The organism is Paenibacillus sp. 1781tsa1, assembly GCF_024159265.1.
Lineage (GTDB): Bacteria > Bacillota > Bacilli > Paenibacillales > Paenibacillaceae > Paenibacillus.
Map to the genome: position 1 here is coordinate 531,371 of NZ_JAMYWY010000001.1, position 22,003 is coordinate 553,373.

Annotated in this window: 18 protein-coding genes; 12 read left to right on the forward strand and 6 right to left on the reverse strand. The window is 47.7% G+C overall.

Going from position 1 to position 22,003, the window contains the following annotated elements:
- Positions 1–129: 129 nt before the first annotated feature.
- Genes NKT06_RS02550 through NKT06_RS02565 form a run of 4 tightly spaced genes read left to right on the forward strand, consistent with a single transcriptional unit; the run spans position 130 to position 4,054 of the window.
- Entirely contained in the window at positions 130–1,284 is a 1,155-nt protein-coding gene (locus tag NKT06_RS02550) for a HEAT repeat domain-containing protein (RefSeq protein WP_253429510.1), read from the forward strand.
- Positions 1,265–2,707 (forward strand): glycosyltransferase family 2 protein, encoded by a 1,443-nt coding sequence (locus NKT06_RS02555; protein WP_253429512.1) that lies wholly within the window; start codon positions 1,265–1,267, stop codon positions 2,705–2,707. The genes NKT06_RS02550 and NKT06_RS02555 overlap by 20 nt, the downstream gene beginning before the upstream one ends.
- A gap of 53 nt (positions 2,708–2,760) precedes the next feature.
- Complete coding sequence (locus NKT06_RS02560) at positions 2,761–3,891, forward strand: hypothetical protein (protein ID WP_253429514.1); 1,131 nt, start codon at positions 2,761–2,763, stop codon at positions 3,889–3,891.
- Positions 3,869–4,054 (forward strand): hypothetical protein, encoded by a 186-nt coding sequence (locus tag NKT06_RS02565; RefSeq protein WP_253429515.1) that lies wholly within the window; start codon positions 3,869–3,871, stop codon positions 4,052–4,054. The genes NKT06_RS02560 and NKT06_RS02565 overlap by 23 nt, the downstream gene beginning before the upstream one ends.
- A 1,001-nt stretch (positions 4,055–5,055) precedes the next feature.
- Here NKT06_RS02565 and NKT06_RS02570 read toward each other — a convergent pair.
- Both NKT06_RS02570 and NKT06_RS02575 read right to left on the reverse strand, forming a co-directional pair.
- Entirely contained in the window at positions 5,056–5,631 is a 576-nt protein-coding gene (locus NKT06_RS02570; RefSeq protein ID WP_253429517.1) for a TetR/AcrR family transcriptional regulator, read from the reverse strand.
- On the reverse strand, positions 5,628–6,359 hold the full coding sequence (locus tag NKT06_RS02575; protein ID WP_253429519.1) for an MBL fold metallo-hydrolase: 732 nt from the start codon (positions 6,357–6,359) through the stop codon (positions 5,628–5,630). Before NKT06_RS02575 ends, NKT06_RS02570 begins: the two co-directional genes overlap by 4 nt.
- A gap of 432 nt (positions 6,360–6,791) precedes the next feature.
- On the opposite strand from NKT06_RS02575, the gene NKT06_RS02580 reads away from it, so the two are divergent.
- Both NKT06_RS02580 and NKT06_RS02585 read left to right on the forward strand, forming a co-directional pair.
- Positions 6,792–7,256, forward strand: a complete 465-nt coding sequence (locus tag NKT06_RS02580; RefSeq protein WP_253429521.1) for an RrF2 family transcriptional regulator — start codon at positions 6,792–6,794, stop codon at positions 7,254–7,256.
- A gap of 285 nt (positions 7,257–7,541) precedes the next feature.
- Complete coding sequence (locus NKT06_RS02585) at positions 7,542–8,168, forward strand: nitroreductase family protein (protein WP_253429523.1); 627 nt, start codon at positions 7,542–7,544, stop codon at positions 8,166–8,168.
- 194 nt (positions 8,169–8,362) lie between these two features.
- Here NKT06_RS02585 and NKT06_RS02590 read toward each other — a convergent pair whose 3' ends face one another.
- Both NKT06_RS02590 and NKT06_RS02595 read right to left on the reverse strand, forming a co-directional pair.
- Complete coding sequence (locus NKT06_RS02590) at positions 8,363–9,046, reverse strand: S-layer homology domain-containing protein (RefSeq protein ID WP_253429525.1); 684 nt, start codon at positions 9,044–9,046, stop codon at positions 8,363–8,365.
- Between the two features lie 159 nt (positions 9,047–9,205).
- Positions 9,206–10,066 carry an AraC family transcriptional regulator gene (locus tag NKT06_RS02595; protein ID WP_253429527.1) on the reverse strand — a complete coding sequence of 287 codons (861 nt, stop codon included), beginning with the start codon at positions 10,064–10,066 and terminating at the stop codon, positions 9,206–9,208.
- Positions 10,067–10,301: 235 nt separating this feature from the next.
- On the opposite strand from NKT06_RS02595, the gene NKT06_RS02600 reads away from it, so the two are divergent.
- The 6 genes from NKT06_RS02600 (at position 10,302) to NKT06_RS02625 (ending at position 17,431) form a co-directional block, all read left to right on the forward strand.
- Complete coding sequence (locus NKT06_RS02600) at positions 10,302–11,357, forward strand: lactonase family protein (RefSeq protein ID WP_253429529.1); 1,056 nt, start codon at positions 10,302–10,304, stop codon at positions 11,355–11,357.
- A 370-nt stretch (positions 11,358–11,727) separates the two neighbouring features.
- A complete protein-coding gene (locus tag NKT06_RS02605; protein ID WP_301289682.1) occupies positions 11,728–13,605 on the forward strand; it encodes a rhamnogalacturonan lyase in 1,878 nt (625 codons plus the stop codon).
- A 483-nt stretch (positions 13,606–14,088) separates the two neighbouring features.
- Positions 14,089–15,168, forward strand: a complete 1,080-nt coding sequence (locus tag NKT06_RS02610) for a sulfate ABC transporter substrate-binding protein (RefSeq protein WP_253429531.1) — start codon at positions 14,089–14,091, stop codon at positions 15,166–15,168.
- 87 nt (positions 15,169–15,255) lie between these two features.
- On the forward strand, positions 15,256–16,092 hold the full coding sequence (gene cysT / locus NKT06_RS02615; protein ID WP_253429533.1) for a sulfate ABC transporter permease subunit CysT: 837 nt from the start codon (positions 15,256–15,258) through the stop codon (positions 16,090–16,092).
- A 67-nt stretch (positions 16,093–16,159) separates the two neighbouring features.
- Positions 16,160–17,035: a sulfate ABC transporter permease subunit CysW gene (cysW, locus tag NKT06_RS02620; protein WP_253429535.1), complete on the forward strand. Its 876-nt coding sequence runs from the start codon at positions 16,160–16,162 to the stop codon at positions 17,033–17,035.
- A gap of 156 nt (positions 17,036–17,191) precedes the next feature.
- Entirely contained in the window at positions 17,192–17,431 is a 240-nt protein-coding gene (locus NKT06_RS02625) for a YezD family protein (protein ID WP_253429537.1), read from the forward strand.
- A 75-nt stretch (positions 17,432–17,506) separates the two neighbouring features.
- Here NKT06_RS02625 and NKT06_RS02630 read toward each other — a convergent pair whose 3' ends face one another.
- Positions 17,507–19,045, reverse strand: a complete 1,539-nt coding sequence (locus NKT06_RS02630; RefSeq protein WP_483311557.1) for an extracellular solute-binding protein — start codon at positions 19,043–19,045, stop codon at positions 17,507–17,509.
- 315 nt (positions 19,046–19,360) lie between these two features.
- Positions 19,361–21,682, reverse strand: a complete 2,322-nt coding sequence (locus NKT06_RS02635) for a helix-turn-helix domain-containing protein (protein WP_253429543.1) — start codon at positions 21,680–21,682, stop codon at positions 19,361–19,363.
- Positions 21,683–22,003 lie beyond the last annotated feature (321 nt).

A 22,003-nucleotide genomic window follows, 5' to 3' on the forward strand; every position in this document is an offset into this window, starting at 1 on the left:
CAAACGCATATAGCCGATAGAAAGCTTAGTGTATCATATACCCGATATGTATTCACAGGGTTTATTTGAAAATTTTGTATTATTGTGCCCGTTGTAAGGCCGTTTATTCGATTAAGGGGAAATCATGCAATGATTGGACAACAATGGATGTATACTAAGCTCATCGGTTCACATCATACAGGGTGGCTTGCAGGTAATACAGATTGGTTGGTACATGTGGTGAGCTTCATATGTGCAAGTGTACTGATTCTTTTGCTGATTATCTACGGTTATATCTTATGTTTGAAATATAAGAGCAAACGCAGGGAAAAAGTTAAGACAACACTGAGGCAGGAATTACTTGCAGAAGGTTCATTTCTACAGCAATATCTGAACAACGGAGAAATCGGTGTAGATGTATTGAATATGACTGGAGATCAACAGATCGTTTTGCAGCAGTTGTTATTGCAACGGCTCGCTCAAGGTCCGGTAGAGCAGGAGAATCTGCGAATTCGTCTGTTATCTTGGCAAGTCTTCGGAAGCTCATACCGGTCGGTTCTGAAGACGGGAAAGTGGAGTGAACGGGTCAACACGTTGTTATATATTGAACAGTTTCATATGGTGGAGCTTCTGCCCAAGTTAGAGGATATGCTAAGGGTTAGCTCCTGTACGCCGCTCGAACGCTTCATCATTCTGCGTATATATGCCAGAACTGGTTATTTCAGAATCGTAAAGGAATTGATGCGTGAGCAATGTGTATGGTCCGATTCGCAGGTTCTGCAGATTCTGCTGTTGCTTACCGATTCATCCTGGACTCGTCTGAAGGATCATTTCAAGGATGTACCTTATCAGGTCCAGTCTAATATCGTCCATGCCATTCGTATTCGGGATGACCAGACGGAGGGTGCTCTTGTTCTGCTGGAGAAGCTCATTCTTGGAGAGGATTCACTGCTGCGTACCCACGCTTATCAGGCATTGGCTCAAGTGGGCAGATGTCGTGAAGATTTGCTGACGGGTCTATTGCTGGTATGGAACGAATCTGGTGAGGAAAGGCAGCGCTCTGAAAGACTAACAGTGACCCGGCTCATGGGCGATATTCATGCGGATGCTTTTATTCCTCGCCTGAAGGTGATGATGGGTGATCCTTCTTTTCAGATCAGACAGGAAGCTGCGAATTCCCTTGCCCGGTACGAGCAGGGACTTGACGAACTCCGAGATACGACTGTAAACCATCCGGATAGATATGCAAGGCAGATAGCGGAGGAAACGCTGGAAAGGATGCAGTATGGACGAAAGATGGATTGAGATGCTGCGGAGTTTTGTTTTGGCATGTTACGAGGGTATATTTATCTATCTCGTGCTAGCGATTGTGATGTGCAGTGTTCTGGTAGTTGCTGCCGCTCGTACACTGATCCTGAGAAGGGATCTGGACCCGCTGCAATATCATGAGATGTTGGATGAAGAATTGGCTCCGGCGGTATCTCTGCTTGTCCCGATGCGTAATAGTGAGAATACGATCGTACAGCGAATTAACTGTCTATTGGGTATTCAATATGCACGCTATGAAGTTATTATCATTAATGATGGATCAGAGGATGCAACAATGCCGCGGTTAATGGAAACCTACGATCTGATGCCCATTCGGAGTAAAGTTCATTACTCAGGACTTGGTCAGGAGACGGCTCAGATTAAATGTGTCTACCAATCTAGGCTGCATCATCGTCTGATTGTGATCGATAAGGCGTATGGGGGACGAATGGACTCCTTAAATGCAGGTCTAAATATCTCGCAATATCCTTATATCGCCTCTGTTGGACCCCGGACATTTCTGGAACGGGATGCATTGGTGAAGATTATGAAACCCTTTATGGATGCTCTACCAGGAGAAGAGGTTGTTGCTTGTAGTGGACGAGTAGATCTTATGGTCCCCAGAAATACGGCTCATCCGGAATTAACGGATAATAGCACAAGACGGACGAGCAGTGCATTGTATGTAATGCAGAGCATTGAATACGTGCGTGCTTTTTTGATTGGTGGTGTGGGACTCGTTCGTTACAATATTAATGTGCTTTTATTTACGGCCCAAGTATTCGGTGTATTCAAAAAGAACCGGGTGATGGAAGTCGGTGGTTACAAGGGCGATGACCATGCCGCTCACATGGAACTGGTGATGCGGTTGCAAAAACATATGAAGCGAATTCGGGAACGTGGTCGTATTATATACATTCCCGATCCGATCTGCAGGGTAGAAGCACCGGGCACGTGGCGTCAGCTGCGCAGACAGCGAACCCGCTGGTATATGCAGCTTGCGAGTAGTCTATGGGCCCAGCGGAGCATGATTTTTAATCCAGCCTATGGCTGGATGGGGATGGTATCCATCCCGTATTTTATTCTGATCGAATTGTTGGGACCTGTGATGGAACTGGGAACGTTGTTGCTGTTCATCTCAGGCATAGGACTACAGTTGGTAGATATCAATCTATGCATCATTCTCGCTCTACTGCTGATGCTCTATGGTTCACTGTTGTCCGCAGGTATGGTCATGTTCGAAATATGGTGTTCACGCAAAGCGTACACATCCAGAGAGGTGACGCGTCTGCTATTGTATGCTTGTTCGGAGACGTTCTGGTTCAGACCGCTGAACAATATATTCCGTATGGTTGGCATCTTGCAGGCTATGGGATTGAGGAAGGAAGAGGAGAAGAAGATCAGGAATGGATTGGGGTAATTTACCGGTAATCCTGTTCATACCTTGGAACAGAGCAAGGAGGAAGACGCTTCATGAAAAAAAGTTACAGGCCAGCCACGATGTGGACGCTGGCTTGTTTTACAGTGGTATCGGTGGTGCTGGTTGTCCCCTGGATTATGTGGCAATCCCAGGCCCCTGTACCGCTGAACATCATGATTATTGACAAAAGCAGACCAGACTCGTCCTATCAGGGGCACAAGGGATTGGTCTGGCTTCTGAATCAGCAGAAGATTGTACAGCACACAGGGGAATACTACTCGTATGAAGAGGATTATTACGGCTATGATATTCAGAACGGGCTTCCTCGGATGAAGCAACTGCTGCCGGATGAGGTGACAGATACGGATCTGATCTATCTGACGGCGAATCGGAGTAGTCTGTCTGCACAGAAGAATGAACGGAAAAAAGACGGAATCTATGAAGGACTAACGATATATGATGCGCAGAAGATTCGCGAGGCTGCGTATAAAGGGGTAACGATTGTCGCCGAATACAGTGCGTTGGCGAATACGGCTTCGAAGATGACCAGGGAGCAGCTGTATCCCATCTTGGGAGTGAACAGCAGTGGATGGCAAGGGAAATCGGTATCTAATCTGCAAAGTATGGAAGAAGTCCCCCGGTGGGTTCAGGCGAGTTATGAGCAGCGAGAAAAGAAGAAATGGCCTTATTCCGGAGCTGGTATTCTGCTAGTTCGTGTAGATGGGCAGGTCATCGTGCTGGAGAAAGGCACGGATGTAAAGACAGGAGATGTACAGGTTGCATTTACACGGGAAGGCAGAGATTGGAGCGGCATAAGCCAGGATATTCAATACAGTGGCTGGTTTGATATCATTCTGCCGCAACAACAGGATTCCATATTGGCTTGGTATAAGACTGATCTGATGGAGACAGGCGAGCAGAAACTGGGGAATGCAGGAATACCTGCGCAATTTGCTGCACTTGTCCGCTACGACGACTATAATCGATCGTATTACATGGCAGGTTCATTCGGAGAGATGAAGCATTATTCCTTCTGGCGTCGAATCCGGGGATGGGAGGTCGTCCGGTCCAAGCTCACGCCAGATCAGAAAAATATTCCTGACATGTTCTACTGGAAGGTGTATGTGCCCGTGATGAAGCATATTTTAGAGGAAGTGCAGGATGGACGGCAGCAATGGCCGTAGGCTGGCTATCGAGAACCGTTTCGATGGAAAGAGGGAAGCCAAAGTCCATTCCACCTTGCGAGAGGAACGGGAGATGTACATATTAGACAAGTGCGTCGTTGTGAGTGACAAAAGCGTGGGTGAGAGACAGGGCGGATCAAGCAAGCATCGGATGGCCAAGTGAAATGGGACTGGGGAAACTCGCATATGTTATAGACCCTCACCGCCATGAGCAATGGGATGTGTAGCTAGATCCTTAATAGGATTCATCCCACTGGGATGGAACATGAACTGTAGTGTGATCTATTACATGATTCGTGTATTAAAACAAGTACGAAAGTGTGCATCACGACGAGGGTAAGCTACGTATCGAGTATCGCCCCAATGTGTGCAATGAACTGTAGCGTGATCTATACATGAATAGTAATAAAACATGCACTACCATGTGCATTACGAGCAAGGTAAGCTCTGTATCGAGTATCGCCCCAATGTGTGCACTGAACTGTAGCGTGATCTATACATGAATGGCATTAAAACCTGTACTACTATGTGCATTACGATAAGAGTAAGATACTTATTTAGCCATGTACCCGCATGATCAATGAAATATGGAGCATGAACGCTACGTATTTAGAGTCCTTAACATAATGTGTGTCTGGACTTATGCGCCAATATGATGAGTGGATGAGTATCTATGGCATCGTGATCTGAAGCACCGTACGTAGCACGTTCTAACGAACTCAGAACATCTTATTTGGCCTAATTTGGTACGTTGGTAAATGTAACGAATCACAGACACGTTAAATGACGGAATATACTCGTTATTCCTGTCCCGCTGCCAGTTTTCTGCGAAATAGGACGTGTGGAGTTCGTTAGATTTTGTAATTCGCTCTAATTGCCATTATAGAGTGTCCTCGGTTCGTTAGATTTCGGTCAGAGGGCACCGATCATGGCATTACGCAACCGAGGTGCCCTTTTTTCTCCTGTATTAAAAGAATTGTAAAGAAAGAAATTATAAAGAAGACAAGCCGATGAAAGATGAATTCAAAGTGGATGTTAATGTGTTAAAAGTAATTGGCGTAACTATAACATTATTACTGTCAAATCTATGGGATGAAATAGTACACGGCAATGAAAAAGGACTGCAGCGGATCTGCAGTCCTTTTTCGTAATGCCATGCGGTCTTTACTTGTTTTCGTGAAGATGCCGGAGTCCGTGCAGGAAGGCGGATACGGTCAGACGCAGACTTTCGTCCGGATCAAAATTCATGCCGAAGCCGCCTTGTGCCTCAATAGAGGCAAATCCATGGCAGAGGCTGCGCAAACCACGAACGGCGTGCAATGCTTCCGCTTCGGTTAACGGGTAAGGCTGCAAGCTGTGCAGCAGCAACTCCAGCGTGGCTGTGCTGGCCGCGGCGAGCTGTGGCTCCTCGCGGTCTGGGGCATGAAATGAGGCTTCGTAGAGCCCGGGGTGCTCGCGAACGAAGCCAATGTATGCCGCAGCGATGGCCTGTATGGCATCGTCGCCTGTGCGGTCAGCCGTAGCCGTGGTTAATGCTCGGCTGAGCTGTTGTACGGACATCAGCGCCATTTCCTGGCGAAGCCCGGGCAGTCCGCTGATGTGGTTGTAGAGCGACGGCGAGCGCACATCCAGACGCTGTGCCAACGCGGCGAGTGTCAGCGCCTGAAAGCCGTCGCTGTCAGCAAGCTGGGCCGCGGCGCTGAGCAGAGCGCCGCGATCCAGCCCTTGCCGGGGGCTCATAGTTGCCCCCCGGCAAGGCCGAACCGCTGCTGTGCATCAGCGGTTGCCGCGCGCATAGCGGCCGCGGGCTGGCGCAGCAACCGTCCGTGGCCTACAGCCAGCACGGACGGTTCAAGCTCCGCCAGGCGCTTCGCGCTGGCCAGAGCCGCTTCGCGGTTCCACGTCGCCAGCGCGGGGAACGGGAAGAGCGGGCGCACGCGGCCGGATACGGCAAGGCCGCCTTGCAGTTGGTACGCGTCGCCAGCGATAAGCACACGGCTGCGCGTATCCATGAAGGACATGTGCCCCGGCGTATGTCCTGGGGAGGCAATAGCAACCAGCGAACCAATCTGGTCACCATCATCCAGCAAGTGGTCTGGCTGGGTGCGCACCGCTTGGGGCTTGGGCACGCCGCCGCGTACCGGGGTTTGAGGCTCACCGGGAAGAAGGGAAGTATCTCCCGCCAATAGCTGCGCATCCCGTCTGGAGATGAAGACTTCGGCTTGGGGCAGTGCTTCATTGAGAAGATCCAATGCACCAATATGGTCGCTATGAGCGTGAGTCAGAATGATCTTGGTAATGGGTTTCCCAAGGGACTGGGCAGTTGCCAAAATCCCCTTAAGACTGAACGGTATTCCGGCATCAATCAGGGTTAATCCATCTTCCTCTTCAACCAGATATACGTTCACAGGGAAGAGCCTTGGAAAAAACGTAACTTGAACGACATCGAATTCTCGGGTAATGCGCATCGATAAACCCTCCTTAAAACTAATGATATTAGTATAATAACTAATGGCATTAGTTTTGGCAATACCCGGTGTTCATTTTGTTCCAATAAAAAAAATTTTAAATAATGATGCACTTTACAAAAAAAGCGTTTTCAAAATGGAGATTACCGATTATAATAATCACGTAAGCCCTTTCATATGTCTATCTTATTGGAGCCCTTCGCGTAGCGAAAGGCTCACTTTTTTTGTTCTTTTTGGATAAAAGTGCAGATGGGATGTTAATCCTAGCTTGAATGTGTTGATGAGCTGTAAGTATTGGTATAACAGGAAAAATCACGTTTGATCTCCAAGCTGGGTGAAAGTTGACAAACATAACTGTTATTCATATAATGACAGTTATACTTACCTTGGGTTGAAGTTCATCGGTGTTGTAAGCCGGGAAGGGAGTAAGTTATGAACAGCGAATTTACCATAGCGGTGCATTGTCTTGTTTTTCTGGCAATGAGAGATGAGTGTATGGCCAATAGTGAAGATTTGTCCCAGAGTGTGGGTACACACCCGGCCAGAGTCCGTAAGGTACTTAGTGTTCTGCGCAAGCATGGTTACCTGACGACTAAGGAAGGTGCTCATGGTGGGTACTTGTTAAGCCGTCCAAGTGAAGAGATCAAGCTTGGAGAATTGTACAGACTGGTGGCTGGTGGTTCGCTCGGTCCCAACTGGTGCTCAGGGGAGTCCGGTTCATCGTGCGTGGTATCTTCCAATATGCAGGATGTGATGGGGAACATCTATAACGGAGGCGAAGAGGCGCTAAGCGCTTATTTTGATCGTATATCCATTCAGGATGTGAAAGAACGTATAGGTCGTGGCGATACATGTGAGTTAACGCTAGATGGATTGTCTGCAAAAGAGAAGTCCTGACAGATTCCATAATCAAAGGTCTTTCGAGATATGGCCTTGGTTTAGTCAGGCATGGTGGTCGTAAGGTTCATGTGGTCGACTGGTTAGATTGAGGGCTTATGCTCCGGTGAAAGATCCATCGATGGTTTTAAAGCGATTCCGGGCATAACGTGAACACAGATGGGAGAGATCGTCTGCGCTGATGTTATTTTCGGAAGGCAAGTTCTTGGTACGGTTGATATCAAAATCGCCTTGCGAATGTAAAAAGGAAATACAAACAAAAAAAGAATTTGGGGAGTGGAACACATGTCAGGCACTGAAAAAAATGAAACACTTCGCGTTATTAGCGAACGCCATGCTGTCAAAAAGTACGAAAAAGGGTTTGAATTGCCTGAAGCTGATCTCAATGCGATTTTGACAGCAGCTGCGGAAGCACCATCTTCATGGAACCTGCAACACTGGAGATTCCTTGTGATTGAATCCGAAGCAGACAAAGCGAAATTGCTGCCAGTTGCTTACGGTCAAAGTCAGATCGTGGAAAGTTCAGTTACCATTGCTGTTCTGGGAGATTTGGAAGCGAACCGTAACACCGTAATCTACGATCAAGCTGTTGAAGCAGGCGCACTGACTGCTGAGGTTCGTGACGCATTGGTTGGACAGATCAACGGTGCTTACCAAAGCCCGCAAATCGCTCGCGATGAAGCGATCCGCAATGCATCCTTTGCTTCCCAAAATATCATGCTTGCTGCACGCTCCCTGGGTTACGATACCTGTCCAATCGGTGGATATAATCCACAAAAACTGATCGAAACCTTCAACATTCCTGCACGATTTGTGCCAACGTTGTTGGTCACTGTAGGTAAAGCGGCCCAGCCAGCTCGCCCTTCAGGACGTTTACCGTTGTCTGAGGTTGTTGTTAAAGGTTCTTTCTAAGTTAAAAGCTGAATCTGATGATTGCGTCAGTGATATAAGTATAAATATTGGTATAATACAAACAGCCGCACTTTCCTGCTGAGGGAAGGTGCGGCTGTTTGGCATATTGAGGTTGTGTGGTAAAGTCCATTCACGGGCGCTCCACTTGATCGGATTCACCACTCAAGTGAGTTCTTAGCTTCTACCATGAAATATTACTTCTCAGGTGTCTCCGGGATCTGTGGTGCATGGAACGATTCCATGTACTCGATTGCGTTATACATCATCACGGCTGCTTCGGCACGAGTAATCGTTTGTTTCGGATTGAAATTTCCTTCAGCATCCAGTTCATTGATTTTGAGAACGAGTGAACGCTGAATGGCACCTTGATATTCTGGCGTAAGTTCCTGTTCGTCGGTAATGTCCACAGGTTTGATATTAATCATCGGCAGACCGCCTTTGGCCTCGATGCCTTGCATCAGGAACAATGTGAATTGTTCACGAGTGAGCGGCTTGGACGGATCGATATCCTGTGACATCTGAATGCCATTATATTGAGCGCGGATAAATGCATCACTATACCATACGCCATCTTTTACAGCAGAGAAGTAGTCACTTGGTACCGGCATTTTGATAAAACGAATCGTATCCAGATTCAGATTCAGGCCGTCCGCAATCAGTTGAATGCCCTGAGCGTTATTTAACTCCAGTTCAGGTTTGAACAAGTTGTCGCTCACACCTTTGATGAATCCATCCTGATGGAGAGATTCGATTTTGTCTGCTCCTGTGATACCTTGAATATCCGTGAATTTGGCCTGCGCAGCGTTGATCGGGCCTGCACTTAGAGACAGCGTGAGCAGAGCTCCGGCAGTTAATGTAGCAAGTATATTTTTTTTCATGATAGGTTCGCCTCACTTTTCCAGGGTTGAATCCCTTTATATAAAAGTTATTTGCCCCTATAGACGACCTTACTGTTCAAAAGGTTGCTGAAATTTTCCAATGAAGTAGATAACCATTCCGAAAGATTTTAGTTGAAGCACTTGTGAAGCATACGGCATCTATCCTTTGGATTTATTTCGATAATCCGTGGGTGAACGTCCCATCATTTTGCTGAACAGACGGGAGAAGTAGTAAGGGTCCTTGAATCCAAGCTCGGAACTGATCTGCTTCACGGTCCAATCGGTAAAATCCAGATAGCGGCAGGAATGCTGGATCTTGAGCCGCAGGAAATAATCGATGGGTGAATGCCCGGTCGCTTGCTTGAACAACTGTGAGTAATGAGGGACAGACAGCCGCGCATGTGATGCCAGTTCCTTGAGGGTGATTCCGTTCTCCAGGTGCTCCAGCATGTATTGAACGGATTGTTCTGCCGCACGTTTGCTGCTCACAATCCCACCATCTGTTCCTGTCGTCTCCGGTCCATAAGCGAGCATACCAAGCATATAACCGATAATCTGGGAGGCATATGTCATCGTCTGCATGGAGTAACCCGTCTCTAACGCGCCGTAACATTCATGGAACAGCTCGAGCCATTTTTGGGCCTTGGCTGGTGGCATCGTAGTAATATGTTGGGTTAGCAATGGCTCTATGTAGGTTAAAGCGTGTTCCCCGCGCAGATGAATCCAGAAGATACTCCATGGTTCAGCTACGTTGGCACCATACACATGAGGAATATGTGCAGGCAATACGACAAGGTTTCCCGGACGGACATCATATGTCTTGCTGCCATCCATCGTATACCAGCCTGTGCCTTGGGCACAGTACATCAGAATGTGTGATTCACAACCATCGGGACGGTCCCGGTAATGATGTTCCGCTTCGTGAAAGTAACCGATATCGGTAACGTATAATCTGGACGTGACCGGATAAGCTGCGGTTTCTTGCAGCAGTGAGTCCGGAAGCACAATGAGTTTTTGCATACGAAATCCGTCAGATTTACGCTGTAGGGGTGGTCTGTTGTTAGGTCTCATACTTTGTATTATGGTGAGCGGGGGTAAGGGAGTCAATGACAGATATGAGAGCGCTCACCGGAGTTGTTCCCAATATAGAAAGCCACGTTACAGGAAGTGAAGCAGTTGCCCATGAATTGGGTAAGTACATACTAGTGGGAAGAATCAGATCAGTGAATATATAGGATAAGGGAGAGATTGAGATATGGAACCAGTCACAACTCAGGAAACACTTTTCTATACAGGTACGTATGCGTCAGCGGATGAACCAGGAATATTCCTATGTGCGTTGAATGCGGATACAGGAGAGATGCGAATCGTCAATCACATGGATGGCGTGAATAATCCGTCTTATTTGGCGCTATGCCCGGATGGAAACTGTCTGTATGTGGCCAGTGAGACGGACGAGGGAGAGGTGTTGGTTTATCGCAGAGATGCGGCAACGAGTGAGCTGCACCTGATGGATCGAAAACAGACCCGAGGGGCTTCTCCGTGTTATGTGTCTGTCTCCAAGGATGGTCAGTGGGTGTTCTCATCCAACTATAGCAGCGGCAGTGTCAATGTATTTCCGGTAGGCGATCAGGGGACGCTTGGTGAGATGAGTGCATGGGTGGAGCACACGGGAAGTGGAATCAACGAAGAACGCCAGGAAGGGCCACATGCTCACTCCATTCAGCCAGATCCGTCCGGACAGTATGCTGTCGTATGTGACCTCGGTCTGGATCAGATCATTGTGTATCGGTTGGAAGAGGGACGTTTGGTTACCCATCGTGAGATGGATCAGCCACCAGGTGCAGGGCCAAGGCATCTTGTGTTCCATCCCAACTCGAAGTGGGCATATGTAATTAACGAATTGAACAACACGGTTACGGCATTCCTATACGATGAGCGTAGAGGTGAGTTCACTACGGTGCAGCACATTTCTACACTTCCTGAGGGGCATAAAGGAGAGGGTACGGCTGCAGACATCCGTGTATCTCCATGTGGACGTTTCCTGTATGCATCCAATCGGGGAGATGACAGCATCGTACTCTACCATATTGACCAAGAGAGCGGTGAGCTGGAAGCCGTAGAGTGGACGTCCACGATTGGGCAGACACCGCGTAACTTTAATATTTTGCCAGGTGGAATTCTGGTCGTGGCGAATCAGGATAGCAATAACCTCGTAGGTTTCCAGATCAGCGAAGAAGACGGACGTCTGACGCATAATGGATTCAAGCTGGAACTGCCTCGTCCGGTATGTGTTGCGCCTGTGGTATAAGTTGTAATCCATGGAGTGAGAACGGTAAACGCAATATTACATCTAAAAAAGTGATCTATAAGCTGTGAAATCATGGGGAAACGCATGGTTTTACAGTTTTTTTGTTTTATAAGAGAACAAGGGAATTGTTTCATTTCTGTGAGTTAATTGATTGCGATTCCAGTCAACTGAAGCAATTCAAAGAATGGGCAACGGCTAACCGAAGGAGAAATCCTTCGGCTTTTTTGTATGCCATCCATTTAATTACTAAATTAGACCTATAGATGGGATTATATGTTTAATTTAAAATGAATGTATTAAATCGCTTACATAAAAAGATGGCGCTAAAAGGGCAGCGGGCTTACCACTACAATTGGGGAGGCAATTGTTTATGGGAAATCGATCATCACTGTGGAAGCGCACATTACGTACAGCCGGAGTATCGTTGTTGAGTTCAACGTTACTGGTCACTTCGCTAGGCCTTGGCAACACGCCGGTAACACATGCAGCGGGTGCAAGACAGATGGAATATCTCGATCGCGGCGTGGTGGCTGTGAAGACTGGGACAGGTGTGTTTGTCAGTTGGCGGCTTCTGGGTACGGAGGGTACAAATGTATCGTTTAATGTCTATCGGGATGGAACCAAGGTGAACGCTACGCCCATAACAAACAGCACCAACCTTCAGGATGCAAGCGGGACAAGCAGTTCCAAATACACGGTTCGCGCTGTCGTCAGTGGAACGGAGCAGGCTGCTTCAGCGGCAGCGAGCGTATGGGGCAACAACTATCTGTCTGTACCGCTCAGTGTACCCGCTGGTGGGACAACACCCGATGGAGTAGCCTACACTTACAGTGCCAACGATGCCAGTGCAAGTGACCTGGATGGTGATGGTGAGTATGAATTGATCGTGAAGTGGGACCCTTCCAACTCCAAGGATAACTCTCAGAGCGGTTATACCGGGGAAGTGTTTATCGATGCCTACAAATTGAATGGAACACGCCTCTGGCGAATTAGTCTGGGCAAAAATATCCGTGCCGGCGCTCACTACACCCAGTTCATGGTGTACGATCTCGACGGTGATGGCAAAGCCGAAGTTGCCATGAAAACAGCCGATGGCACCAAGGATGGTACTGGCGTGGTCATTGGGGATGCAAGCAAGGATTACCGCAATTCCAGCGGTTATGTATTATCTGGCCCCGAATTCCTGACGGTCTTCAATGGGCAGACTGGCAAAGCGCTCTCCACGGTGAACTACGAACCAGCACGTGGCAATGTGTCCGACTGGGGAGATAACTATGGCAACCGGGTGGACCGATTCCTTGCCGCCATTGCTTATCTGGATGGAGAGCGCCCAAGTTTGGTCATGGCTCGCGGGTATTATACGCGCAGTGTGCTCGTGGCGTATAACTGGCGGAATGGACAGCTGACGAAACAGTGGACGTTTGATTCCAATACCTCGGGCAATTCGGGTTATGCCGGGCAGGGCAATCATAATCTGAGTGTGGCGGACGTAGATGGAGATGGCAAAGACGAGATCATCTATGGCGCCATGGCGGTGGACGATAACGGTAAAGGATTGTACACGACAGGTCTTCATCATGGCGATGCGATGCATTTGAGCGACCTCGACCCGGATCGCCCTGGGCTTGAGGTGTTTCAGGTCCATGAGACGCCATCCAATGCCGGAGTGGAGTTCCGGGATGCAGGTACAGGCCAGCTAATCTGGGGAGTCAAAACAACAAAGGATATTGGACGCGGCATGGCGGCAGATATTGATCCAAGATATAAAGGCGCTGAAGTATGGGCAGACGGCAGTCTGTACACAGCCAAAGGGCAGAAACTCGGGACAACCCTGCCTTCCTCCACGAATTTTGGAATCTGGTGGGATGGTGACCTGCTCCGTGAACTCTTGGACAGCAACCGAATCGACAAGTGGAATTATACCAACAGCACAACGGTGAACCTGCTCACCGCATCCGGCGTTTCTTCCAACAACGGAACCAAGTCTACACCGAATCTGCAGGCCGATCTGTTCGGGGACTGGAGAGAGGAAGTCGTGTGGCGGACCAATGACAGCTCAGCGCTGCGGATATATACCACAACAGCAGTTACCGACAAACGCATCTATACGCTGATGCATGACCCGGTATATCGTCTTGGCGTAGCTTGGCAAAATGTAGCTTACAATCAACCGCCACACACCGGATTTTATCTGGGCGAAGGCATGAACACACCGCCGGTACCGAATATCCGGTATGCGGGCAGATGAGGAATGGATAAGGTGTGGCTGTCCAACTCCGTATATGTTTATCGTAGCCAGCGAAGCAAGGGATTCGCTGAAGGGAACAACGGCCGATGGTTCGTTGTTCCTCTTTTTTTTGCCAATAGCCCAGAAATACGGTAAAAATCGGAAAAAACGTTTGACAGGTATATAGACTGCCTTTATTATACGTATATAACTTACTAAACAGGTAGGAATAATAAAAATGAATCTGTTTTCATTGTGAAAGCAGTCATTTGACAGACAGATGCAACCATGCAACCTGAACAGAATAACGTTCTCACCGTATAGACGGAGGAACACCGCAGCGCATCCTTTCCGGATGAAAGCATACACGGCCCAGGGCCGGCATGACTTTATGGGGAGAAGTGCGCGGGGGTTCCTCCGTCTTCTTGTTTTTTTACGGGGCGTTCGATCCTGTTCAGCCGGCCTGAGGTAGTCATGCAGATTGATATCGGGGGAGTGTTTTTGATGAAAAAGAGAATTCACAAGGGTATTCTGGTTGGTCTGGCACTGGTGTTAACAGGGGTACTGGCAGCATGCGGGTCGGATAGCGGCGGGTCCAGTGCAGCAGGAACATCGGGGGGAGCGGAAGGTGGCAAGGAAGGGACTAAGGCTATCGAACTGCTGAATGTTTCCTATGATCCAACACGGGAACTCTATGAACAATATAACAAAGCGTTTGCGGCGCATTGGTTGAAAGAGAAAGGCCAAGAAGTGACCATCAAGCAATCCCACGGGGGATCGGGTAAACAGAGCCGTTCTGTTATTGACGGACTGGATGCGGACGTGGTGACACTGGCATTGGGATACGATATTGATGCGATTGAAGATAAAGGTCTGATTAATGAAGGTTGGCAGGACAAATACGAGCATAACAGCTCTCCGTATACCTCTACAATTGTATTTCTTGTACGTAAAGGCAATCCAAAAGGCATCAAGGACTGGGATGATCTGATCAAAGGCGATACCCAAGTCATCACACCGAATCCCAAAACGTCCGGCGGGGCACGTTGGAACTATCTGGCGGCATGGGGATATGCCCTTAAGCATAATAACAATGATGAAGAGAAGGCGAAGGCTTTCGTTGGAGAATTGTTCAAACATGCGCCTGTACTGGATTCGGGTGCTCGCGGGTCTACGACGACGTTTGTGGAACGTGGTATTGGTGACGTGCTGCTTGCCTGGGAGAATGAAGCCTTCTTATCGGTAAAAGAGCTGGGTCCGGACAAATTCGACATTGTCGTGCCTTCGGTTAGTATCTTGGCTGAACCACCCGTTGCGATTGTGGACAAAAATGCAGACAAAAAAGGAAGCCGCGACGTAGCGGATGCCTATCTGAAATATTTGTATAGTGAAGAGGGGCAGACGATTGCTGCTGAAAATTATTACCGCCCAACGCTGGACAGCGTGAAGGAAAAATTCAAGGATCAGTTCCCGGCGCTTGAACTGTTTACGTTGAACGATGTATTCGGCACATGGCGAGATACTCAAGCCAAACATTTTAATGACGGTGGTATCTTCGACCAGATCTATGTTCCAGGCAGCTAAGGTTGCTCTGTTCAATGAACAACCGATCAATCGCGCTGTAAGCGGCCAACCAGCCTTACCGGCTGAAGGCAGAGAGGATGAACGTGCATGAGCAAGGTGGTGGTGGCGAGGAGACGCACATTGCCGGGATTTGGATTAACGATGGGTTACAGTGTGCTCTACCTGAGCCTGGTTGTACTTATTCCACTGGCAGCGCTGTTGTTTAACTCAACAGGGCTGACATGGGCAACCATGATTGAGGTTGCGACCAATCCCAGGGTGTTGGCTTCCTTCCAAGTTAGCTTTCTGACCGCAGGTGCAGCGGCCCTGATCGATCTCGTGCTGGGATTACTCCTGGCATGGGTGCTTGTTCGGTATGAATTTCCTGGCAAACGGCTCTTCGATGCGGTTATTGATCTGCCTTTTGCCTTGCCAACGGCGGTAGCGGGGGTTGCCCTCACGGCGATCTATGCCGGCAATGGCTGGATTGGACAGTTTGTAGAGCCTTTGGGTATTAAGCTCGCCTATTCACAGGCCGGGATTACGCTGGCGCTGATGTTTATCGGTATTCCATTCGTGGTTCGTACGGTGCAACCGGTATTGGAGGAGCTGGAGGCAGAGGTGGAAGAAGCGGCGGCTACACTTGGAGCAGGAAGATGGCGGATATTCCGTACGATTCTGCTGCCGGATCTGATCCCCCCGTTATTAACGGGGTTTGCTCTGGCATTTGCCCGGGGCATTGGTGAATATGGTTCCGTTGTATTTATTTCAGGTAATATGCCGATGAAAACGGAGATCGCCCCCTTGCTGATCATGGCCAAGCTGGAGCAGTTCGATTATGCAGGTGCTACAGCTGTAGCTTTGCTGCTGCTTCTGGTTTCTTTCATCCTGCTGCTGATCATTAATTCCTTGCAACGCTGGAGTCGGAAGGCGGGCAGGGCATGACGATGAAGCATGATGGAATAAGGATATTCAAAGATGTCACTTACCCATACCAAAGGAGGTGCAGCATATGGCGGGTTCCGTTCCACTGAGCCCCGTTCCACCCGTTAAGACTGGCCGTGGAACGAACCGTGCAACAACGGAAGCTCCATGGGTCAAATGGTTATTGATTGGACTTGCAAGTCTGGTGTTATTGTGGCTGCTTATTCTGCCGCTGGTGATCGTGCTCATGGAAGCTCTGAAACAGGGCTGGGGGGTGTACATCGCCGCTCTTACCGAGCCGGATGCCATGTCTGCACTGAAACTCACGTTATTGGTTGCGGCGATTACCGTGCCGCTGAATACCATATTTGGTGTGGCCGCTGCATGGGTCATTACCAAGTTTCAGTTCAAAGGCAAGGGACTCATGATTACCCTGATTGATCTTCCCTTTTCGATCTCGCCTGTCGTGGGCGGGTTGATCTTTGTATTAGTCTTTGGTTCGAATGGGTGGTTTGGGCCGTGGCTGTCCGAACATGATATCAAAATCATTTTTGCGCTGCCAGGCATTGTCATTGCGACGCTGTTTATTACCTTCCCCTTTGTAGCGAGGGAGTTGATTCCACTTATGGAGGACCAGGGAATCCGGGAAGAGGAAGCAGCGGTTACGCTGGGTGCTTCCGGGTGGCGAATCTTCTGGAGTGTAACCTTGCCCAACATCAAATGGGGGCTGCTGTACGGTATTATTCTGTGTAATGCCCGTGCCATGGGCGAGTTCGGAGCGGTATCTGTGGTGTCCGGACATATCCGCGGAGAGACCAATACGCTACCGCTACATGTGGAGATTTTGTATAACGAATATCAATTCTCAGCTTCTTTTGCCGTAGCGTCACTGCTCCTGATTCTGGCTCTCGCCACGTTGTTGCTCAAGAGCTGGCTTGGTCACAAAGCCATTTCAGAAAAGTGATGATGAGAAGAAGAAAATACAGATTGACAGCTACTGGAAGCCCTGCTAATGTATAAACCAAGTATATAGGTTGGATAAGAATGAATTATAAATCAGTTGCATGACAACGGACTAAGGAATATGGCGGGCAGTAGCCCGAGAAGAGGAGGCGGCTCTATGGCTAAGCCGTTAAAAGTGGATGAGGTATGGTTGGACCGAATTGCCGGACAGCTGAATGACATGGAGTTTGGTTCTTTACACATCGTGGTGCACGAAGGTCAGATTGTGCAGATGGAGAGAACCGAACGCAAGCGTTTTGAGAACACACCCTCAGGCAGCTCCTCCAAATCCGGAAGCACGGCACGAAGCAGTTCAGCCCGTCCATTGCGCGGATCGAATGCGAGTGCGAAGGGATAGAGAGTGACGTTGCGTCAGGGAAGCAAGGATGGTAGTGTAGTGGATTTTTGATGTGACGCTTCCAATACGTCCTACCTATTGCGTGCGACTTGTTCCCTTATGCTCTTTATACCAATGATTCGCTTCAAGCAGTACCTGTTGCCCACCTGCATCCTTAAATTCTTCCACAAAAGTATCGAAATACCCCACAGGCTGGTCGCCGGTGATGATGGAGATATACGCTCTGTCTCTCATGCGAATCAACTCCGATGAATATTGAATCAGGGCAGGGGTTGCAACCTCCAGGCGATTATAGATACCATTCTCCGTCAACCCTGCAGATGCAGCCCACTGTTCACGTTTGTCCGAGGGGGCACCTGGAACCATCATGCCAATACTTGAGCCGATCATATTCGTATAATTCTCCATTCGGTTGTATGGGCGAAGCAAGTGGAACGATTTTGAATCTTCAGCGCTCCAATTCCAGTGCTTTCCTGGAAGGCCATACTCCATTTTGATCTGCTCGACCGGATCGGGGTTGGCACTTACATAATCGAGTATCTCCAAGATTTTCTCCAGTTTTCCCGGCTCGTTTGCAGCCTCAGCGCCTATAGCAATAAAATTCATCAGCAGATTATTCCCTTTGGTTCCGCTATGTCCATCAGGACCTATAACCGGAGAACCGAATACAATCTTGGCGGCTGCATTCTTCTGTAGTAACTCACTGACATTGAAGGAGGGTTCCGCCGGAGTTTCCTCGCCATTTTCATTGAGGACACTGTAGTCTCCCTCTTGATTCCAATGATAGTAATTTCCCATCGAGGTCATCCCGATTTTGCCATTAATAAAAGCATGGGACAGATGTTTATAGCCACCTTTATTCTCTCCCGTTATAAACTCAGGATCAATAATCCCATCCCGATACCATTTCTGCATATACTCCAAGGCTTTTTTCATCTCAGGCTCCAAAGCGCCGATCACGAGTTGGTTGTTTTTTTCATTAAAATACAGCTGCTCGGTAAAAACAGATTGTCCAAAGGCGCCAAATACGACATTTAAGCCCTCTCTGGATAGGCCATACGTATCCTGTTTACCATTTCCGTCCGGATCATCTTTGGCAAAAGCATACATGACCGTTTCAAATTCATCTAATGTTTTCGGAACGTCCAGACCCAGCTTCTTAAGCCAGTCCTCTCGGTATACGACAGGAGTCCGATAGATGTTGGTCTGATTGATGACCGGAATTCCATAGATGTTGCCATTTATTTTTCCATACTCCAGATAACGTGAGTCATAATCGCGAATTCGCTGTACAATATTTGGCGCATATTGTTCAAGTACTTCCGGGGAAATTTCCGCTAACACGCCTTGCATTTGATACTTAAGCAGATCATGCGGTTGTCTGATCCGGAACAGATCCGGTATTTTTCCCTGAGCCAGCTCCAGATCCAGCAGTTCCTCGTACCGCTTGTTCTCAAGGTTCCACACCTCCAGATCAACATCAAACCGATCCTCAATATATGCAATCATCTCCGCGTCTTCAGGAACAGGGATATTCTGATGCATGGTCCAGGATATCGTATACTGCGGTGTTGTATCCTTCTCAGCGCTTGCTAGATGGTCCTGCTGTTGCACTTGTGCTGTTTCTCCACCTGAAAAGGTACACCCACTTGTAAATACGAGAAGGAGAAGTATTGTGGTATATAGACATAGCTTTCTTGAAAGGTTGATGTTCATAGCAGCTCCTTTCCTAATTTTAATTCTATATAGGTTCAATCAAATAATATTTACACGGACACTCCGATGACAGAACAACCTTCCGATCGCTGTTATTCCCAGATTTCTTTTGATCCCTCTTCTAAAGGGGTGAAATCCGGGAATAAAGGCGAACGCTTCGCTTCTTCAGGTTCTTTCTGTCCTCTCCGTTTTTGTGTAAATGTTAAATTCAACTTATATAGACCCCTGTTCCATTAGACTGCGCATGAAGTTTTTTGGCGTACAGCCGTGAATTTCTTTGAACTTCTTAATGAAATAGGCAGGGGTACGGTAACCGACCGTACTTGCGACCTGCTCAACCGTAATTTCACGTTGTGTCATGAGTTCCCGGGCGCGTTCCATTCGCTGATTCGTAACATATTCGGAATAGACGATCCCTGTTTCTTCTTTGAAGAGTTTACTGAGATATTTAGGGCTGATGAATACTTGCTCTGAGACATGATCGAGCGTGAGATCGCCCGACAAGTGCTCGTGAATATAGGCTTTGACCGCCGATATGGTATCCACACTCCGTACCTCGCTTCGTTTCTCCATGTGCATCACAAATTCAGTCACGAGATGGATCATCCATTCGGAATAGCGATTGATATTGTAGAACAATGAAAACTGCTTGTACAAATTCAATGAACTCGCCTCGGCAGGTTGCAGGCGCACCTGATGAATACATTCAGCGTATATAGATACCGTTTTTAATAAGATGATACGACTGTATTCGGCTGAATAGGGGCCTTCCTTTATTGTCGCTACCAATTCCTGAATGGCCATAACCGAACCTTGCACATCCCGATTCTGTAATTTCTTCTCAAAGTTTACGAGGTATGACTCCGGAATCTCCAGACTGCTGGCTTCCCTGTTCAGCAGATCAAGATCCTGAATGGCAGACTGATCGGGAAAGAAGTAGCTGTATCGAATCAAGGCATTAGCCTGATGGTAGCTTCTGTGAATCTTCGTGAAGTGTTCTACCCATCCGCCTAATGAAAGTACAAATTCAAGGCCAAATCTGCTTCTTGCCTCCGTGTGAATAAAGTCCACAATGTGATTAGAGAGAGGTTCTTCGGATTGGTTAGTACAGATAATCACTGCTATTTTGTGATCCTGCAATTCCTCCGCCAGCAGTTGAGTTCCTTCCATGTCTGCCATCTCAAGTTGCTGAATCATCGTGTACAGCGTATGCTGCAACTGTCGTGGCTGCAGATCTTTCCACTTCTCATTGACGGGGTCAATGACGATGCAGCGGAAGCGGGAATAATCCATCGAAATCTGAACAGATTGCAGTTGCTCCGTCAGCTCTTCCGGTGTAAATCGGTTATTCAACATGTTAAGCATGATACTATGTTTAATCATCTTATGATTGGCCTGCAAGGTTTCTTCAAGACTATCAACTTTATTGGACAGACTGTTAAACGTTGTATCGATGAACCGGTATTCGTCCTGCTTGAGGCTGGTTGGGCTGTCCATCCGGCTCTTGATGTTATTCAGGATTCGCTTAAGAGGACTATAATTGGCTGTGGTAAAAATGGACGACATTGCTATCCCAACCGCGACAGCCAGCAAGCCAAGAAGAACCGATATCTCTTTCAAGCTATCCAGCTTATAGTAGAAGCTTTCATTAGGCGTGGTCGTGTAGATCAGCCATGCATTTCCTTTAAATTGATCTTGAGTAACAACAGAAGAGTCATAGTTAAATACAGGCGCGAAGCTCTCATCTGAAGAATGAAGGGAGAGCAGTGAATGAGTCAAATTCTCTTCCGTAGAGCTGCCTATCAACGTTTTGTCTGCGGCAGAGATGACAGTTCCATCCTGATCGATGATTAATGTATTTGCATAGTCAGCAGGGAGCATATTCTTAATGATCTGACTGATCGCTGACTCTTTGATATCAATCGCAATCATGACCTTGCTGTCTTTTCCAGAAGATTGAAACGGGTAACTGTGGACATAGGAAATGATAGGGCTCATGTTGCTCTGTCCCCGCGATTCGATATATGCATCCTGAGGAACCATGCGAGTCTTCATCCATAAGGAACTCTCACTGGACCCTTTCATTGCGGCAATCCAATCCGTGGTATGATCCACATTCGATGGCGTGTCCTCATAGAGCAACAGACCATATACAGAGGAGACTGTGAAATGATTTTCCGTATCGTACACATGAATAGCTTCAATGAGATCGGAATAGTTTTGCACCATATTTTTGAGGGACTGTTCGATGTCCAAAATTTTGCTGTGGTTTCCTTTTAAGCTATCTAAATCGATACTTGGAGCGTTACCGAGTGCCAGGGACAGATAGACCTGATTCACCTTCTGGATCACAGAGCTCTCAATAGTATTAACCGTGCTTTTCAGCGACAATTGATTATTGATTCGGATCTCTTTGCTGTATTGATGGGAGAAGAAGAGATAGAAAATGGAGCCGAAAAGAAGCGCAATGACAAGCACGACAGCGAGGTAGGAAAGAACCATCTTGGATCTCACAGACTGAAATGGCTTACGCATCTTTTTTCCCCCTTCAATTCCTCATTTCTAAACAACTTCATCATTATATAGCAGGCCGAGGACGAGAAATCATATTGACCGAAATTTAACAAACGTCTTCCTCATATTTTACACCAATTTAATAAAGCGTTTACATAAAAACATATCATAATTAACGAAAGTAGTATCTCCTCTGTTTTTTTAGGGCAGAAATCATCGGAACGTACGATTTTGATATAAAACGGAATATGTTCTATAGATGCGAAATGCTCCCTAATGCTACATTAACGGCAGATCAGACATCTGAATAGAGACTTTCGTCCTCATATGCTGAATCAGAAG